Source organism: Mesorhizobium sp. B264B1B, assembly GCF_020165765.1.
GTDB lineage: Bacteria > Pseudomonadota > Alphaproteobacteria > Rhizobiales > Rhizobiaceae > Mesorhizobium.
The window spans coordinates 454,056-470,234 of the sequence record NZ_JAIUIS010000003.1 but is presented as its reverse complement, the minus strand read 5'-3'; the positions used below and the strand labels follow the sequence as shown (position 1 = coordinate 470,234).

16 protein-coding genes and 2 tRNA genes are annotated in these 16,179 nt (G+C 61.2%); 8 read left to right on the top strand and 10 right to left on the bottom strand.

Translation table 11 applies throughout. From position 1 onward, the window contains the following. The first annotated feature begins 22 nt into the window (after nucleotides 1-22). Nucleotides 23-931, top strand: a complete 909-nt coding sequence (locus tag LB547_RS08965) for an AraC family transcriptional regulator (protein ID WP_181165447.1) — start codon at nucleotides 23-25, stop codon at nucleotides 929-931. Nucleotides 932-968: 37 nt separating this feature from the next. Here LB547_RS08965 and LB547_RS08960 read toward each other — a convergent pair whose 3' ends face one another. The 5 genes from LB547_RS08960 to LB547_RS08940 form a co-directional block, all read right to left on the bottom strand. Further along, nucleotides 969-2,996 carry an aldo/keto reductase gene (locus LB547_RS08960; protein WP_140760599.1) on the bottom strand — a complete coding sequence of 676 codons (2,028 nt, stop codon included), beginning with the start codon at nucleotides 2,994-2,996 and terminating at the stop codon, nucleotides 969-971. 35 nt (nucleotides 2,997-3,031) lie between these two features. After that, the gene (locus LB547_RS08955; RefSeq protein ID WP_140562216.1) at nucleotides 3,032-4,111 is read right to left on the bottom strand and encodes an ABC transporter ATP-binding protein; all 1,080 of its coding nucleotides are present in this window, start codon (nucleotides 4,109-4,111) and stop codon (nucleotides 3,032-3,034) included. An 8-nt stretch (nucleotides 4,112-4,119) separates the two neighbouring features. Then, nucleotides 4,120-4,956, bottom strand: coding sequence for a carbohydrate ABC transporter permease (locus LB547_RS08950; RefSeq protein ID WP_140513329.1), 837 nt, complete (start codon nucleotides 4,954-4,956; stop codon nucleotides 4,120-4,122). Then, nucleotides 4,953-5,813, bottom strand: coding sequence for a carbohydrate ABC transporter permease (locus LB547_RS08945; protein ID WP_140760594.1), 861 nt, complete (start codon nucleotides 5,811-5,813; stop codon nucleotides 4,953-4,955). Before LB547_RS08945 ends, LB547_RS08950 begins: the two co-directional genes overlap by 4 nt. Before the next feature lie 160 nt (nucleotides 5,814-5,973). Then, on the bottom strand, nucleotides 5,974-7,245 hold the full coding sequence (locus LB547_RS08940) for an extracellular solute-binding protein (protein WP_140760580.1): 1,272 nt from the start codon (nucleotides 7,243-7,245) through the stop codon (nucleotides 5,974-5,976). 104 nt (nucleotides 7,246-7,349) lie between these two features. Here LB547_RS08940 and LB547_RS08935 point away from each other — a divergent pair, with 104 nt between their 5' ends. The 3 genes from LB547_RS08935 (at nucleotide 7,350) to LB547_RS08925 (ending at nucleotide 9,892) form a co-directional block, all read left to right on the top strand. After that, nucleotides 7,350-8,222, top strand: coding sequence for a helix-turn-helix domain-containing protein (locus LB547_RS08935; protein WP_140633737.1), 873 nt, complete (start codon nucleotides 7,350-7,352; stop codon nucleotides 8,220-8,222). 172 nt (nucleotides 8,223-8,394) lie between these two features. Further along, nucleotides 8,395-8,470, top strand: a tRNA-Phe gene (locus LB547_RS08930). 213 nt (nucleotides 8,471-8,683) lie between these two features. Beyond that, nucleotides 8,684-9,892: a tyrosine-type recombinase/integrase gene (locus LB547_RS08925; protein ID WP_064994782.1), complete on the top strand. Its 1,209-nt coding sequence runs from the start codon at nucleotides 8,684-8,686 to the stop codon at nucleotides 9,890-9,892. Between the two features lie 294 nt (nucleotides 9,893-10,186). Here LB547_RS08925 and LB547_RS08920 read toward each other — a convergent pair whose 3' ends face one another. Both LB547_RS08920 and LB547_RS08915 read right to left on the bottom strand, forming a co-directional pair. Further along, nucleotides 10,187-10,729 carry an SLATT domain-containing protein gene (locus LB547_RS08920; protein ID WP_224656008.1) on the bottom strand — a complete coding sequence of 181 codons (543 nt, stop codon included), beginning with the start codon at nucleotides 10,727-10,729 and terminating at the stop codon, nucleotides 10,187-10,189. A 25-nt stretch (nucleotides 10,730-10,754) separates the two neighbouring features. Continuing rightward, nucleotides 10,755-11,636, bottom strand: a complete 882-nt coding sequence (locus LB547_RS08915; protein WP_064994781.1) for an SMODS domain-containing nucleotidyltransferase — start codon at nucleotides 11,634-11,636, stop codon at nucleotides 10,755-10,757. 376 nt (nucleotides 11,637-12,012) lie between these two features. Between LB547_RS08915 and LB547_RS08910 the strand changes: the two genes are divergently transcribed. The 3 genes from LB547_RS08910 to LB547_RS08900 all read left to right on the top strand — a co-directional run bounded on the left by LB547_RS08910 (nucleotide 12,013) and on the right by LB547_RS08900 (nucleotide 13,744). Continuing rightward, nucleotides 12,013-12,264: a helix-turn-helix transcriptional regulator gene (locus LB547_RS08910; RefSeq protein WP_084016061.1), complete on the top strand. Its 252-nt coding sequence runs from the start codon at nucleotides 12,013-12,015 to the stop codon at nucleotides 12,262-12,264. Between the two features lie 67 nt (nucleotides 12,265-12,331). Next, nucleotides 12,332-12,541: a helix-turn-helix domain-containing protein gene (locus LB547_RS08905; protein ID WP_084016009.1), complete on the top strand. Its 210-nt coding sequence runs from the start codon at nucleotides 12,332-12,334 to the stop codon at nucleotides 12,539-12,541. Between the two features lie 12 nt (nucleotides 12,542-12,553). Beyond that, entirely contained in the window at nucleotides 12,554-13,744 is a 1,191-nt protein-coding gene (locus LB547_RS08900) for a tyrosine-type recombinase/integrase (RefSeq protein WP_064994569.1), read from the top strand. Between the two features lie 106 nt (nucleotides 13,745-13,850). Here the strand turns inward: LB547_RS08900 and LB547_RS08895 are convergent. After that, nucleotides 13,851-13,926, bottom strand: a tRNA-Ile gene (locus LB547_RS08895). 145 nt (nucleotides 13,927-14,071) lie between these two features. On the opposite strand from LB547_RS08895, the gene LB547_RS08890 reads away from it, so the two are divergent. After that, complete coding sequence (locus LB547_RS08890) at nucleotides 14,072-14,782, top strand: SIMPL domain-containing protein (protein ID WP_140524832.1); 711 nt, start codon at nucleotides 14,072-14,074, stop codon at nucleotides 14,780-14,782. A 269-nt stretch (nucleotides 14,783-15,051) separates the two neighbouring features. Here the strand turns inward: LB547_RS08890 and LB547_RS08885 are convergent, their stop codons facing one another. Both LB547_RS08885 and LB547_RS08880 read right to left on the bottom strand, forming a co-directional pair. Further along, nucleotides 15,052-15,408 (bottom strand): hypothetical protein, encoded by a 357-nt coding sequence (locus tag LB547_RS08885; protein WP_140516721.1) that lies wholly within the window; start codon nucleotides 15,406-15,408, stop codon nucleotides 15,052-15,054. Nucleotides 15,409-15,665: 257 nt separating this feature from the next. Continuing rightward, nucleotides 15,666-16,112, bottom strand: coding sequence for a YcgN family cysteine cluster protein (locus LB547_RS08880; RefSeq protein ID WP_140560716.1), 447 nt, complete (start codon nucleotides 16,110-16,112; stop codon nucleotides 15,666-15,668). Nucleotides 16,113-16,179 lie beyond the last annotated feature (67 nt).

Below are 16,179 nucleotides of genomic sequence, written 5' to 3'. Positions count from 1 at the left end.
TTATGCTTTCAAGGGTAATTTTGTGCTGCGGGATCTGATCGCCAACGGACAGTCGATGCGCACGATCTCGCTGCCGCGCGGTCGCCAGCGCCTGCATGCCATGCCGACGAGCACCGGCTACGAAGTGCGCGAAGGCGAAATCTATGATTGGGACGGGCGCAAGCGCGGCCAGACGCCATTCACCGTGCTCCAGCATACGATCAACGGAAGCGGCCGGCTTCGCTATGAGAACCGCGACTATCGCCTGCAGCAGAACGACACGCTGCTGGTGCTGGTGCCGCACAACCACCGCTACTGGCTGGCCAAGGACGAGCGCTGGGAATATTTCTGGATCTCGATGAATGGCGAGGAGGCGCTGCGCATCCACAAATCGATCCTCGACGTCTCGGGTCCGGTGTTCCGGCTGCAGCCGGAGACGATCGATCATCTCGCCGATTGCAGCCTGCGTCTCATCAACGGGGCCGCTGCGCCGGGGGCGGCTTCTGCGATCGCCTACGAGGCGGCGATGGCGCTCTACGACGATGTCTTCGGCTCACATGCCTTTGCCGAGAAGCAGAGCGCCATGCAGCCGGTCATCGACCACATCAACGCCAATCTCGACAGGCCGCTGCCGGTAGCGGACCTCGTGGCGATCAGCGGCCTCAGTCGGGCGCACTTCTCGCGCTGCTTCGCCGAGAGCGAAGGCATCCCGCCCGCGGAGTTCGTGCTGCAGCAGCGGCTGCAACGCGCCGCCAAGCTTTTGACCAAGGCTGACTTCCTGCCGGTGAAGGAAGTCGCCATCCTGTGCGGCTTCGAGGACGCGAACTATTTCTCGAAGGTCTTCCGCCGCTGTTACGGCATTAGCCCGGGCCAGTTCCGCACCACCGGCATGTATGCCAGCATGAGGGTTCCGGCCAGGCGCGACATCAGGGTGTCCGACGACGAGACCTGACCCCGTCGCCGTCCAGCGCAGCCTTGCACGACATGCACTACGCCGCTTGCCGGCTGCCGCCGTCCAGCCATTGGAGATCGGCAGGTGAAAGCGCGATGTCGAGGGCGCGCAAGCTGTCGTCCAGTTCGCCCAGCGTGCGCGGGCCGATCAACGGCACCGATGGGAAAGGCTGGTTGAGCACATAGGCGAGCGCAACATGGATCGGGCTCTTGCCCAGCCGCGCGGCAAGTTTGATCGCCCGGTCGCGGCGGCTGAAATTGCGCTCCGAGTACCAGACCCGCACCAGTTCTTCATTGTCGCGCCGGTCGCGCCCGGCGCGTTCGGTGAAGAAGCCGCGCCCTTGGCTCGACCAGGCGAAATTCGGCATCTGCCGCGCAGTCAGCCAGGCCTTCCAGTCATCGGTGGAGGAGGTCACGCAACCGGCCCAGATCGGCTCCAGCATTTCGGCCAGCGAGAAGTTGTTGGAGAGCGCACCGGGCTTTTGCTTGCCGGTGCGCTCGGCATAGGCGATCGCCTCGTCCATGCGCTGCATCGTCCAGTTCGAGCCGCCGAACGGGCCGCGGATGCGGCCTGCCTTGACCTCGCGGTCCATCGCATCGACGAATTCTCCGACGGGCACGTCCGGATTGTCGCGATGCATGAAATAGATATCGACATGGTCGGTCTGCAGGCGGTCGAGCGACTGGTCGAGCTGCTTGCCGATCACGTCGGGATAGCAGAGCGGGGAATGCGCACCCTTGGCGATGACCACCGATTGCTCGCGCACGCCACGGTTCTTCAGCCACTGTCCAAGCAGCGTCTCGGTGTAGCCGCCGCCATAGACATAGCCGGTGTCGAACAGATTGCCGCCTGCCTCGAAGAAGGCATCGAGCAGGATCGACCCCGAGGAGAAGGTGCGGAAGTCCTCGAAACCGAGCGCCACGACCGAGGCCGGCTTCGACAGGCCCGGAATGCCGCGCTTGGCGATCGCCGTGCCGCCGGCGCGCAAGGGCCGGCCGGAGATGGTGTTGGTGCGCAGCGGGGCCTTTTCGATCTCGTATTCCAGCCCCACGGCCGCGCGCCATCTGTCGAGCACGCGCAGTGTGCCGAGGCTGTCGGCCCAGGCCATGCCCGGCCAGGCGAATTCCTGCCGCCCGGAGAGGATGGCGTCGCCGGCGGCGTCGACCTCGAAGGAATAGACGTGACGCTTTTCGTTCACGCTGATGGTTTCGCGCACGCCGTCCGCGCCGATCACATCGATCCGGCCGAGGCCGACATCGCGGTCGCCGCCGGCGAACCAGAAATCCGGCACTTCGATGCGGCCCCTGGTGCCGAAGATGCGCAGCACATTGTCCTGGTTGAGCGAGATGCTGCAGGAGACCTCGGCGACGATGCCGCCCGGGAAATGCAGCAGCGCGGAGGCCCATTCGTCGACGCCGGACTGGCCAAGATGGGCAACGCCGGTCACCTTGTCCGGCTCGAGGAACGGCTTGCCGGCCGCGGCGCCGGCAATCAGCCGTGCCATCGAGACGGGATAGCCGCCGACGTCCAGGATGCCACCGCCGGCGAGGTCGTTGGCATAAAGCCGGTGCTGCGGCATGAAATCAGGCATGGCAAAACCGAAGCTCGACTTGATCATCCTGATCTCGCCGATGACGCCGGATTTGATCAGTTCCACCAGCTTCAGCGTCTGCGGGTGCAGCCGGTACATGAAGGCCTCGCCGAGAAAGGTGCCGGCCTTGCGCGCCGCATGCATCATGGCGTCGGCCTCGAAGGCGGTCAGCGCCAGCGGCTTTTCGCACAGCACATGCTTTCCCGCGTCCGCCGCCCGGATCGCCCATTGCGCGTGGCCCGGGTGCGGGACCGAAATGTAGATCGCGTCGATTTCCGCGTCAGTGAGCAATGCTTCGTAGCCCTCGAGAATGCGCGCGCCGGGAAAGCTCTGCGCCAAACTCGGCTTACCCGGATCGCGCGCACCGATGGCGACCAGCTTTCCGTTGCGGGAGCCGGCGACGCCGCCGGCGAAGGCCTTGGCGATGCTGCCCGGGCCGAGAATGCCCCAGCGGATGGGCGTGGTTGCAGTCATTGTCATTCTCCTTGCGGGATGGGAAAGGCAGCCGATCAGCGCAGCCGCAGCCCTTTTTCGTCGAACAGGTAGGATTTGCGGATGGATACGATGATCTCCGATGTCTCGGGGACCTTGGCCGCGTCGCGCTGGATCACCACGTCCTCGCCATTGGCCGTTCTGGCGTAGAGAAAGCTCGTGCCGCCCAGGTGCTCGACCACATCGATGGTGACGGCAAGATCGGCGTCGCCTTCTCCGGCGCTGCCAAAATGTTCGGGCCGCACGCCAACGATGACCTTGCTGCCGATTGCGGGCGCGGCGCCCGTCAGCGGCTGCGTGATGCGGGTCTTCTCCTGGCCAGCGAGTTCCACCACGACGCCGCGCGCATCGCAGCCGACCACGCGGCCCTTGATGAAATTCATCTTCGGCGAGCCGACGAAACCGGCCACGAACTGATTGTCGGGATTGTCATAAAGATCGAGCGGGCGGCCGATCTGCTCGACATGGCCGCCGCGCAGCACGACGATCCGGTCGGCGAGCGTCATCGCCTCGGTCTGGTCGTGCGTGACATAGACCATGGTGGTGCCGAGCTCCTTGTGCAGGCGCGAGATCTCGACCCGCATCTGGACGCGCAGTTCGGCGTCGAGGTTGGACAGCGGCTCGTCGAACAGGAACACCTGCGGCTCGCGCACGATGGCGCGGCCGATGGCAACGCGCTGGCGCTGGCCGCCGGAGAGTTTCTTCGGACGGCGCTCCATCAATTCGCTGATGCGCAGGATCTCGGCCGCCCGTTTCACCCTGCGGTCGGTGTCGGCCTTCGGATTGCCGGTCATACGCAGGCCGAAGGAGAGATTCTGCTCCACGTTCATATGCGGATAGAGCGCGTAGGACTGGAACACCATGGCGATGCCGCGGTCGGCCGGCTCGACATCGTTGACCACCTTGCCGCCGATGGCGATCTCGCCATCGCTGATATCCTCCAGCCCGGCGATCATCCTGAGCAGCGTGGACTTGCCGCAGCCAGACGGGCCGACGAAGACGACGAACTCGCCATCCCTGATGTCGATGTTGGCGCCATGGACGACCTCGAAAACGCCGAAGCGCTTGACGACATTCGTGAGCGTGACGGTTGCCATGCCTACCCTTACTTGACCGCGCCGGCGGCGATGCCGGCAATGAAATGGCGTTGCAGCAGCACGAACACGATCAGCATCGGCACCGTCAGCATTACCGCGCCCGCCATGATGCCGCCCCACGACACTTTGGTGAGGCCGATCAGCGTGCCGAGCGCCACCGGTGCGGTCATCGCGCCGGGCTGGCTGTTGATCAAAAGCGGCCAGAGATAATTGTTCCAGGACGCCAGGAACAGGATGATGCAAAGGGCGGCCAGCATCGGCCGCGCCAGCGGCAGCGCGATGAAGACGAAGATGCGCCACTCCTTCACGCCTTCGACGCGGGCGGCATCGAACAGGTCATCGGGCATCATGGAAAAGCTCTGGCGCATGAACAGCACGCCCAGCGAATTGAACAGCGGCGGCACGATCAACGCCACCCAGGTATTGGCGAGCTTGAAATCGCGCGCCACCATGATGAATTGCGGGATCAGCACCACCGCATAGGGAAGCGTGATGGTGCCCAGGATGATGGCGACGACCAAGCCCTTGCCGACGAACCGGTAACGCGCCAGCGCCCAGCCGGCCATCGACGTCAGCAGCACCGACAGAAAAGTGTAGGTGACCGCCACCGAGACGGAGATGAAAATCGCGCCGACAAAGTCGGTGTCGCGCTGCAGGTTGTTGAAATTGTCCACGAAATTGCCATGCGGCAGCAACTCGATGCCGGGGCTGAAGATGCCGTTGTCCGGCATGGTCGAGAACACGACCATCATCCACAGCGGAAACAGCCAGATCAGCGCCAGTGGCGTGAGAAAGAGATGCAGCAAAAGGCTGCGCTTCAGCCTGGCCGAGGCGAGCGAGCTCATTTCGGTTCCCTCGTCAGCCACAGTTGCACCAGCGTGATGGCGATCGCCAGCCCCGCCATGGTGTAGGCGAGGGCCGAGGCGTAGCCGAAATTGAGCGACCGGAAGCCCTGGCGATAGAGCAGCAGGCCGAGCGTCTCGGTGCCGCCGCCAGGTCCGCCGCGTTCGGTGATCAGGAACGGCTCGGTGAACAGCTGCATGGTGCCGATGATCGACAGCACGGTGCAGAACACGATGACCGGCTTCAACAGCGGCAAGGTGATGAAGAAGAACTGCTTGAGCTTGCTGACCCGGTCGAGCGTCGCCGCCTCGTAGACGTCCTCGGGGATGGATTGCATGCCGGCCAGAAGGATGATGGCGTTGTAGCCGGCCCAGCGCCAGGTGACCGCGATCATGATCAGCGCCATGGCCGGGGTGACATTGGAGAACCAGTCGATCTTTGGCAGCCCGACGCTGTTCAGGAGCTTGTTGATGATGCCGAAATCGAGGTTGAACATCAGCCGGAACACCGCGGAGTAGGCGACCTCGCCGACCACCACGGGAGCGAAGAAGGCAAAGCGGTAAAGTCCCCTCGCCCTCAGGAGCGGCGAATTCAAAAGCACGGCCATCACCATCGCCAACGCGATCATCACGGGCACCTGGATGACGAGGATGAGCAGCGTGTTCTTCAGCGCATTGAAGAAGGCCGGATCGCCGATCAGCCGGCCCCAGTTGAAGCCGGGTGCAAAGCGCCATGGCACGGTGCGCGTCGCCTGGAACGAGATCAGGAACGAAGAGATGATCGGCCATACCCAGAAGACGGAGAAGATCAGCAAATAGGGCGCGAGGAAACGATAGGCCGTGGCGTTGCGGTTGCGCATCGTGCTCCTCCTTCTCTCGTCGGCGTTTCAAGCTGTGGTCCCGCGCGCAGCGGCAACCGGTTGGTCGGGACATGCGACATTTCACACGTCCCGCGAGGAAGCCCCGCGGGCCGCGGTCGGGTCCGGGCGGCGCATGCCTGCCCGGACCCCGTCTGGGAGGTTATGACTTGACCGGCAGCCCGGTCGCCGCCGCGATCTGGCTGGCGGCATCGTCGAGGGCTGCCTTGGCGTCGGGATAGCCGCCGGCGAGATATTTGGTCTGCACGGCGCGCATGATGATCTCCGCGTCGCTCTGGAACTGCGTGCCGCGGCTGGGGACGATCTTGGGCAGAGTGGCGAGGATGTCTTTCCACACCGCCTGGCCGCCCCAATAGGGCAGGCCGTCCGAGACGTAAGGGTCGTTCAACGCAGACACCAGCGAGGGGACGAGGCCGAACTCCTTCAGCATGGTGATCTGGCCCTCATTGGTTTCGAGCGTGTATTTCAGGTACTCGTAAGCCGCTTCCTTGTTCTTCGACCCCGAAGTGATGGCCAGCGACGAGCCGCCGAGATTGGCGGCGCGTGGCCCATCGGCGGTAAGGCTCGGCATCAGGTAGACGCCCCATTTGCCGTTTTCGCCGGCCGATTCGGTGCGGATGGTGCCTTCATACCAACCGCCATAGACCTGGGTGGCGACGGTGCCGGCGGTGTTGTTGGTGATCTTTGTGCCCCAGTCGGCCGACGAGATGACGCCGGCGTCCTTCATCTCCTTGATCTTGGCCAGCGTATCGATGCATTTCGGCTGGCTCACCGTGATCGACTGGCCATCCTCGGAGAAATAGCCGCAGCCCTGTTCATTGGAGATCATGCGGAAGAATTCGGTGTCGCCGTTGAAGTCGGCGTTGGTCATGGTGACGCCGGGATTGGCGGCCTGGATCTTCTTGCCGGCGGCGATGAAATCGTCCCAGGTCTTGATCGACGCCGGATCGACGCCGGCCTTTTGGTAGAAGTCGCGGCGGTAGAAGGCGGCGACCGGGCCGGAATCCCACGGCATCGCATAGGCCTTGTCGCCGACCTCGAGCTCGGTGCGCTTGAAATCGGGGAATTTCGCCTGGTCCTCGGCGCTGTAGCCCAGCGTGTGCAGGTCGACAAAGCAATCGGGAAATTGGCTCCAGTAATTCTCGGCCTCGCCGTTCTCGATGGTAACGACATCAGGCAGGCCGACGCCACCGGCGGCGCATCCGGCGATCGATTTGTCATAGGTCGGCTGGTTGCCGAGATCCTGGACGGTGACCTTGATGTCAGGATGCAGCTTGTTGAACCCGGCAATCGTCGCCTTCAGCGACGAGGCGGCGATGTTCCAGCTCCAGATGGTGATTTCGCCCGATTGCGCGAAGGCCGGGGCTGAGCCCAAGGCAAGCGCGAGCGCGGCGCAGGACAGTGTGATGCGCATTGAAATCCTCCCATTTCATTTGCTCTCTCTGCGAGCCGGGCTAGACTATGCGGTGCGGAAGGCTTGTCCCCGACAAAGGGAATACGAAATTGGCGGAAAGTAAGATGCCGGACCGGCAGTTTTACCAGCCTGGCGCCAGCAGCGTGGAAGGAATGCCGCTGCTGTTGCAGATGTTCCACACCGCTCCCCTGGTGATGCTCAAGCCGCATTGGCATGCGCAGGTCGAGGTGAACTTCATCGTGCGCGGCAGCGTGCATTACCGCATGAACGACCACGAAATCTCGCTTTCGGCCGGTGAGATGTGTCTGTTCTGGGGCGGACTGCCGCACCAGATGGACGATTTGAGCGACGACGCCATCTATGCCGGCGCGCATCTGCCGCTGGTGCATTTCTTCCGGCTGCATCTGCCGGCTGACATACGTCACCGGCTGATGACGGGTGCCACGCTGGTGACCAGCGCCACCGATCAGTCCGACAACGATAATTTCGACCGCTGGAACCGCTACGCCCGCTCCGGCGACCCGGCCAAGGCCGAGCACGCCGTCAACGAACTGTTGCTGCGGCTCGAGCGGGTGCGGTTCGAGCCGTACAGGCTGGTGCCGGAAAATGCGGCCGGACAGGAAGCGGGCAGTCCGTTCGACCAGCAGTCGTCGCGCAATGTCGGGCGCATGTGCGATTTCATCGCCGAGAACTTCCTCTACGACATCGATTGCATGAACATAGCGGCGGCCGCCGACCTCCATCCCAAATACGCCATGAGCATCTTCAAGAAATCGACCGGCATGACACTCAACGAATATGTCAACCTGTTGCGGCTGAGCTATGCGCAGGCGCTGCTCATGCACCAGGATGCCAATGTGCTCAGGGTCGCGATGGATTCGGGCTTCGGTTCGCTCAGCGCCTTCAACAAGTCATTCCGGAAGCTCGCCGGCATGACACCTACGGATTTTCGCAAGGGATTGGCGGGCGCCAGATAGCGGCGGCGTGGCGCGGAAACCAGCGCATCGGGCGGCATTTCTTTTCCTGCCGGAAATCCACATCTGGGCGCTGGACAGGCCGGATTCCCATGCTATAACCCACGCGCTTTCAAGGGGACGCCCACGGCGCTTCCATGAAATCCGGAGCGCGAGTTTTCGTTAGCCGGAACAGGCCCAGATAGCTCAGTTGGTAGAGCAGCGGACTGAAAATCCGCGTGTCGGTGGTTCGAATCCGCCTCTGGGCACCATCCCCTCTTCTCCCGACAGTCTCTTTCGCCGAAGCATCTACGCTTTTGTCTCGGCAAATGTCTGAAATCCTTGGTAATTTTTGTGACGCAAGGCGCGGTTGGCCGTGTTTTGTGGAATTTCGGCGTAGTTGGTCCAACGAGGCGGAGGGCTGGTATTTTCGGTGGTATTGGAGATCCTGATGGTATCGATGCAGCCAAATGGAGCTCCCGGAAATGGCGCTTTCCGACGTAAAATGCCGAAATGCCCGACCCGCTTCAAAGCTCGTGAAATTGTCTGACGGTGGCGGGCTCCAGCTTTGGGTTCAGCCTACCGGATCTCGCCTATGGCGCCTCGCCTATCGTTTTGGCGGCAAGCAGAAGCTTCTGGCGTTGGGCAGCTATCCGCTCATCTCCCTGGCTGAGGCACGCGAGGCGCGCGATACCGCCAAACGTCTCCTCCTACGTGGCATCGACCCCGCCCAGGAGCGTAAGTCACAAAAGGCTTCGGCAGAGGACACCTTTCGCTCAATCGCGGAGGACTATGTCGACAAGCTGAAGAAGGAGGGTCGTGCCGACCGGACCATCACCAAGGTCAAATGGTTGCTCGACTTTGCCCATCCAACGTTGGGGGACAAAAGCGTTCGGGAGATTGATCCGGCCACAATTCTTGCCGCTCTCCGCAGCGTGGAGGTTCGCGGTCGATACGAGTCGGCCAGGCGACTGCGCTCCACTATCGGCAGCGTGTTTCGATATGCAATCGCAACCGCACGCGCCGATACAGATCCGACGATCGCCCTGCGGGGAGCACTCGTCGGTCCAACGGTCACGCCGCGCGCCGCCGTTACCGATCCTAAGGCCTTGGGAGGCTTGCTGAGGGCGATCAATGCATTTGACGGGCAGCCGACAACCCGAGCCGCCCTAAGGCTGATGGCCCTGCTGTTTCCCCGCCCCGGCGAGCTGCGCGCGGCCGGATGGGACGAGTTCGATTTCGAAAGCTCGGTGTGGAGCATCCCTGAAGGGCGCATGAAAATGAGACGGCCGCACCGCGTACCTCTCTCCAGGCAGGCCGTCGGGGTCCTGACCTCACTTAGAGAAACCTCTGGTGGGGGCACGCTGTTGTTTCCTAGTATTCGATCGGGCTCGCGTCCGATTTCCGACAACACGCTTAACGCTGCCCTTCGCCGTATTGGGTACGGCAAGGAAGAAGCCACCGCGCACGGTTTTCGAGCAACGGCATCAACTTTGCTAAACGAATGCGGAAGATGGCATCCGGACGCCATAGAGCGGCAGCTGGCCCATGTTGAGAACAACGACGTACGTCGCGCCTACGCCCGGGCAGAGTACTGGGAAGAGCGCGTAAAGATGATGCAATGGTGGGCCGATTATCTGGATGAACTCGAGAGCAAAAACGCGCGGGTGAAAACGGCGGTTGAAGATCGCTAAAACTGGGCCACCTTTGGTCTGGCGAATCTAATGACCAAGACATGGAGATTTGCAGCGCTGTACCATTGTACCGAATTAAACTCTGCGAGAGTGATCCCTCCCGCTTCGGGGCACATTAACACTGCCCGATTTTCTAGTGAAGCCAAGCATTCTGACTCGATTCGGCCCACACATGGCTGGAAGTGAAAGAGAGCTTTGCGCCCGATTTCGGTCGTTGAGACGCCCTTTACACTGTCCGAAAGGCCGCCGTTCGTTTATTTACCTAGCCTGCTGGCGGGACCGACCGGCGCTTGACTAAGCCCTGCTCGACCGCCTTAACGTGGTGGGCAGCATATCGTCGATTTCCTTGTCGGAGAACATAAGCTCCTCGTTGTCCTTCAAGGAATTCTGTGCCTTCTTGTAGGCCTTCCCGTCCGTGAAGGGTGCCGCCCGATAGATTTCGTGAAGGTTGGTCTGCAACTCGTCGCGCTGAGTCCGAAGGTCGTCAATTGGCACTGCCGTATTGAGCGCGTCGGTTATCAGGCTGAGGTAAGATTCTCGCACATTCCAGATGTCGGACGCGGTTTCCCTGTGTCGCTGCGCGAGAGCACCGGGGTCTAGGTCCTTCTGGTAGGCGTTGTAGATCAGGCTGAGAATGGCAAGCACGACGGTCGCGTATTCCGCATATTGCAGAAGCCCCGTCTCCGCCCTGAAAACGGTCGTCACCGCGCCGCCGGCGATGAGCGCGGACAGGATGATGTTGAACCACTTTGCATACCATTGATGGTCGGCAAGCCGCTCGGCCATCTTCTCGTGGATCTTGTGGGTGTAGGCGCAACGGCCGTAACACTCGCGCACTTGGCTCTCGAGTTGGTACCGCGGATCAAATTGGGAAGGTTGTGCCAAAGACGATCCTCCATTTCGCGCGGCGCTGTGCGGCTTTGTCGTCGGTCTGCATGTTGCAGGCCTCGACGGCGATATTGTAGTCACTGAGCGCCTTCAACCAGAACACCCCCGTCTTGTAGACGTAGGAACCGCTTCCCGGCATCCGCCAGTAAGTTTTCTCTCGGTCGAGGTCGTAGAGATACTTCAGGAAGTCCCGCGCCATGTAGTCATGATAGCCGTAGGATTTATCCCGATACTCCCACGTTTCGATGAACTGATAGGCAAGCGCGTCAATCAGCGCTCCAGTCATCGGAACGCTATTATGGTCTTTCCACACCCTCATCATGCGGCCGAGCGCTTTCAGGTTGCCGTTAACGGCCGTATTGCGTGTCTGGACGGCATTTATCTCTGCCCGGGGGTTGCACTGTCGCCAGGTACCTCCCCCGTTTGAATCGGCAAACGTCCAGGAACCGTCCGTGTTGTCGAAATAGGGGAGGATTTCGAATGTGATTCCGTCCGTGAAGGAGATGACGACAACCTGACCGTTGCCGCCGACGTTGCTGGAGCCGTAGGTTTTGAGGAGGGAGTTTTTCACGGCCTGAAGAAGTGCGGACTGACCGTTGCCCTGATACGCGCTGTATTTGACGTATTCCGCATAGGGGAGCTGGAAGCCGATATCCAGGTCGCTGATTCCGCGTGCGGCGGTGTCGCGACCGTAAGAGCCAACATAGAGACTGTGGGCGGAGCTGGAATCAGTGTTCCAGAAGTCTGTGTTAAGGCGCGTGGTGATACGCCGGTACCGCTGTCCTATCGAGCTGATCAGGTCGGTGCCGATATTGTAGTTATTCCGGAAGTTGTAGAACTCGTCAGATACGCCCATTCCCATCCCCACCAGCGGTAACTTCGTCGGGAGATGGCAATTTTATGCTTTCAGCGCAATAGCTTCGGTGTGCGTTCAACGGGAATATTACGCGGCGGACATGAACTATGCTCGCGGGCTGTGGCGAGGGCTGATGTCAGTTTCTTCCTCATTTGGATATCAACTCGCGCCCATGGGATTGCGCTCCTGCCGGAATGCCCCCCGTTCACACGTTGCTGCCAGTTTACGCCGAACGAACTAGTCAGGCCGCTTCCGCTTAACGAGGCTCTTCTTATTTTAGCCAAACATGATCTCCTCGCTGCGGAATGGCAACTAAGATGTGGCTTTTGTGCTTCGATACCCACACGCCGGGAATACCAGGACCGAGGCAGCGTCCATGAAGAGTGACGCAATCTCGTATGCCCCACGAGGGCTATCTCGTGAGGAAGCGGCTCGCTACATCGGTGTAGGATCGACGCTCTTTGACGAGATGGTTGCCGATGGGCGAATGCCGAAGCCCAAGCGCATCAACAGCCGCGCTGTCTGGGATCGTGTAGCCCTGGATATTGCTTTCACCTCGTTGCCGGACAAAGATAGCCGCCTTCAAGAGCTGTTGGAACGAAGTAGGCGGGAGGTAGAAAAGCGATAGAAAATACGTTTATTGCGTATACGCTGCGGACGTAGTACGATGAAAGCCCGTGTGCGGAAGGCATGACGTGAGCGAGAACGACAAACTTGCGCAAGACGTGAAAGCATGGCGGGCCAAGGAAGGGTTCACTGCCGCAGCCGCGGCCAAGGTGCTTGGAATACCGAAGCGCACCTTTGAAGGCATAGAGCAAGGAAGAGGCTTTCCTTACCCGGTGCTCCTGCGGGTTGCCATCGAAAGCAAAACCCGTTCGGTACGGGCAGATCTGAAAGGGTCCTGAAAGGAGCATTTGATGGCTCGCCCATTTAAGGACCCCAGTTACCCTGGGGTATCTTCGCGCCTCAAGAACGGCAAGCGAATCTATCGCTACCGCGCAAAAGGCGTGCCCGAGATGCACCTTCCTGGCAAACCTGGCGATCCCGAGTTCGAGGCGGCTTACGAGAAGGCCACGCAGGGCCAACACAAGAATGCAGGGATCATCGATTTGCCCGGTCGGGCACTGCCTGAAACTTTTGGCCATGCCGGGCGCCGGCTTGAAACGACAATGGAGTGGCTCGATTTTGATGAAGCGACGCAGCGGAAGAATGCGCGACTGATTGAGCGTTTTCTTAATCTGCGGGTCGATCCAAATTACCCACTCACTTGGCGCGATACTCCGGTGCAACATCTCGACGCGGATCGGCTTCGCGCCATCATCGAAAGCATCTTCAGGAGCAACCGCACAGTCGCCAAACATATGCTGGTTGCCATCAAGAAGCTTTTATGGGTCGCGACCGATGTCGAGAAATGGATAAAGCCGCAGGATGATCCTTCACTGTCAATTCGCGTACGCGTGCCCAAATCGACCAAGAACCCGGCTTGGCCAATTGCGATCCGAGAAAAGTACGAGGAGCGGCATCCGATCGGGACGCCGGCTCGGACGTGCTACGCGCTTGGTTTCTGGCTCGGCAACCGACGAGGCGACATCGCTGACCTTGAATGGGATGATCTCGTGACCGAGGAGATCGAACTGTTCGACGGTTCCTTGGCATTGATCGAGGCGTTCGCCTTCCGACAGAAGAAGAACCGAAACCGTCATGGCGGACGGGAGATGTTTATCCCGGTGGTGGACAAACTGGCGGCTGCGCTAGACCCGCTTGACCGCTCGAAGGGTGGAACCGTCTTGAAGAATGGCTATGGCAACCCGTTTTCAGAAAAGAGCCTGACAGGCATGATGCAGCATTGGGCACGACAGGCCGATATTCCTGACGGCTATACGCTTCACGGCCTGCGCCGTACCTTCGGCACCTACCTCGCTGAATGCAACATCCAGGCCCGGGCCATCATGGACGCCATGGGGCATTCCTCCATGACGGTGACGGATGACTACGTGCGTGAGGCCAACAAGAAGCGGATCGCGGTTGATATTGCTCGCGCGATCAACGAGCGCGAGGCCAAACGCGACGCCATGAAGCGACGGGCAAACCTCCGCATCGTCAGATAATCACACCGAGTCGGAACAAACCGGGACCACGGTCCTTGTTTTGGCCCATAATGGACCCAAAACGTTTTGGGCCGAGGGCACTTTTCCGAAATAAAATCAATGGTCATGGTGGGCCCGGAGGGACTCGAACCCCCAACCAAGCGGTTATGAGCCGCCGGCTCTAACCATTGAGCTACAGGCCCCACGCGGGCTGGATTAATGTTTTTCGCATCGCGGCACAAGGCTTTCCGGGACCGCTGGTCACAATCGTCCAAATCAGCCCATAATCGCGCCATAAGGAGCCGCGTGCGCCCGCTGGGCGCGGATATGCTTACCCGAGGAGATTTCATGACCAGACCTCTTTTGCCCCTCGCACTCGCCGCCGCCATCGCCTTTCCGGCGCTGGCCGCGGCCGCTGAGTCGCCGACACCGCCCCGTATCGTGGTTTCGGGCGAAGGGGCGGCGACTGTAGCGCCCGACCTGGCGGTCCTGACGCTCAGCGTCATGCGCGAAGCCAAGACGGCGCGCGCCGCACTGGATGCCAACAACGACGCCATGGCGGCCGTGATCGCCGCGATGAAGTCGGCCGGCATCAAGGACCGCGACCTCCAGACCGCGGGCATCCAGATCAATCCGCGCTATAACTACACAAACAAGCCCGACGGCGGCCAGGAGGCCGAATTGATTGCTTACCAGGTAACCAACACACTGTCGGTGCGCGTGCGCGACGTCGACAAGACCGGTGAGATCCTCGACAAGGCGGTGTCGCTGGGCGTCAACCAGGGCGGCGGCATCGTCTTCACCAACGACAATCCGGCTGCCACCGTCACCGAAGCGCGCAAAAAGGCGGTGGCCGATGCCATGGCCAAGGCCAAGACGCTGGCGGAAGCAGCCGGCGTCAGTATAGGCCGGGTGATCGAAATCACTGACCAGAACATCGCGCCGCCACCGATGCCGATCAACGCCAAGGCCTTCGACGCGGCCGTCGGTGCTGCTCCGGTGCAGGCCGGCGAGAACGCCTACAATGTCCAGGTCACCGTTACCTTCGAACTGAAATAAGCGTCTTCGATGGTCCATGGCCGAGCCCGACCCTGAACCGTCCGCCGTGGTGCATGAAAAAACCCGCGGGATCGCTCCCGCGGGTTTTTTGAGCCGCATTCTTCCCGAAGGAAAGCGGCTCCACTACTCCAGACCGACCTTCGCAGAAGGTCGTGTCTCCAGACTGATCCTGACAGGATCGATCTTCGCAGAGGGTGGGTGTCTGCCGACTGACCCCGCAGAGGATCATGCCGCTACCAACCCTCGCAGAAGGTCGCGCCTTAAGAGGCTCAGCGGTTGATGATCGGGCAACCACGCTCATTGGCGAACACGATGACGACGCGGTCGCCATACTGGCGGCCCATCACCTTGACCGTGCGGCGGCTGACGTCGACGACGCGGGCACGGTGCAGCCCCATGCGTTCGGCCTTGTTCAGGGCCCAGTCGGGCGAACAGCCGCGGCGCCAGTCGTCGCGGCGTTCATCGCGGCGGTGGCGATAGCCGTCATCGCCGGCATAGACGCCGAAGCGCGGATCGTTGTTGTTGCCGAAGCCCAGGTAAAGGCTGTCGGCATGGGCGGGAACGGCCGCCAGCGTGCCGAGGCCGACGAGGGCCGAAAGGGCTGCCGTTTTCACCGAGTTGAACATGGTCTTCTCTCCTTGTTGCGGGCTCTCGCCCGTCCTCTTCAAATCGATGATGGGAGAATGCACCCGCCTGTCTGAACTATTTACGAACCTGCCGTTCATCGGCGGTTCATGTGGCGGAAAAAGGAAGCTTCTACGGGTTTTCCAACAATGTGCCCCAAACGTCTCGCATGGTTCCTGGTTCCTGCGCGCCCTTGCGGACACCGGCCTCAGGGCTCGTCATCCCGATGCGAGCTATGGTTCCTCGTCCCGATGCGAGCTTATGGCTCGTCGTCAAGCATATAGTCGAAATAATCCTCCGGCTCGGCCAGATCCGTCTCGTTGGCCTTGACCCGGCCGCGCATCGACATGCCGGCCTCATGCACCGTCTCGGCACTGCCCGACACCAGACGGTGCCACCAGTAGAGATCGTGCCCCTCCGCGACCAGCCGGTAGGCGCAGGTGCTGGGCAGCCAACTGATGGTGCGTACATTTTGCGGCGTCAGCCCGACGCAATCGAGAACGCGCGCCAGCCGGTTGTGATAGTCTGAACAGCGGCATGTCTGCGCGTCGAACAGGCGGCAGCCGACGCTGGTCCAGTAGATGTCGCCAGTATCCTCATCCTCGAGCTTCGACAGGCAGCATTTGCCGCAGCCGTCGCAGAGCGATTCCCACTCGGCCGGGCTCATTGCTTCCAGCGTCTTTGTTTTCCAGAACGGCGTTTCCATCTCCGGCATGTGGCCCCAGCCGCCGCGAAGGTCAAGCAGGGCAAAGGCTGGAATGGGGCGGCACCCC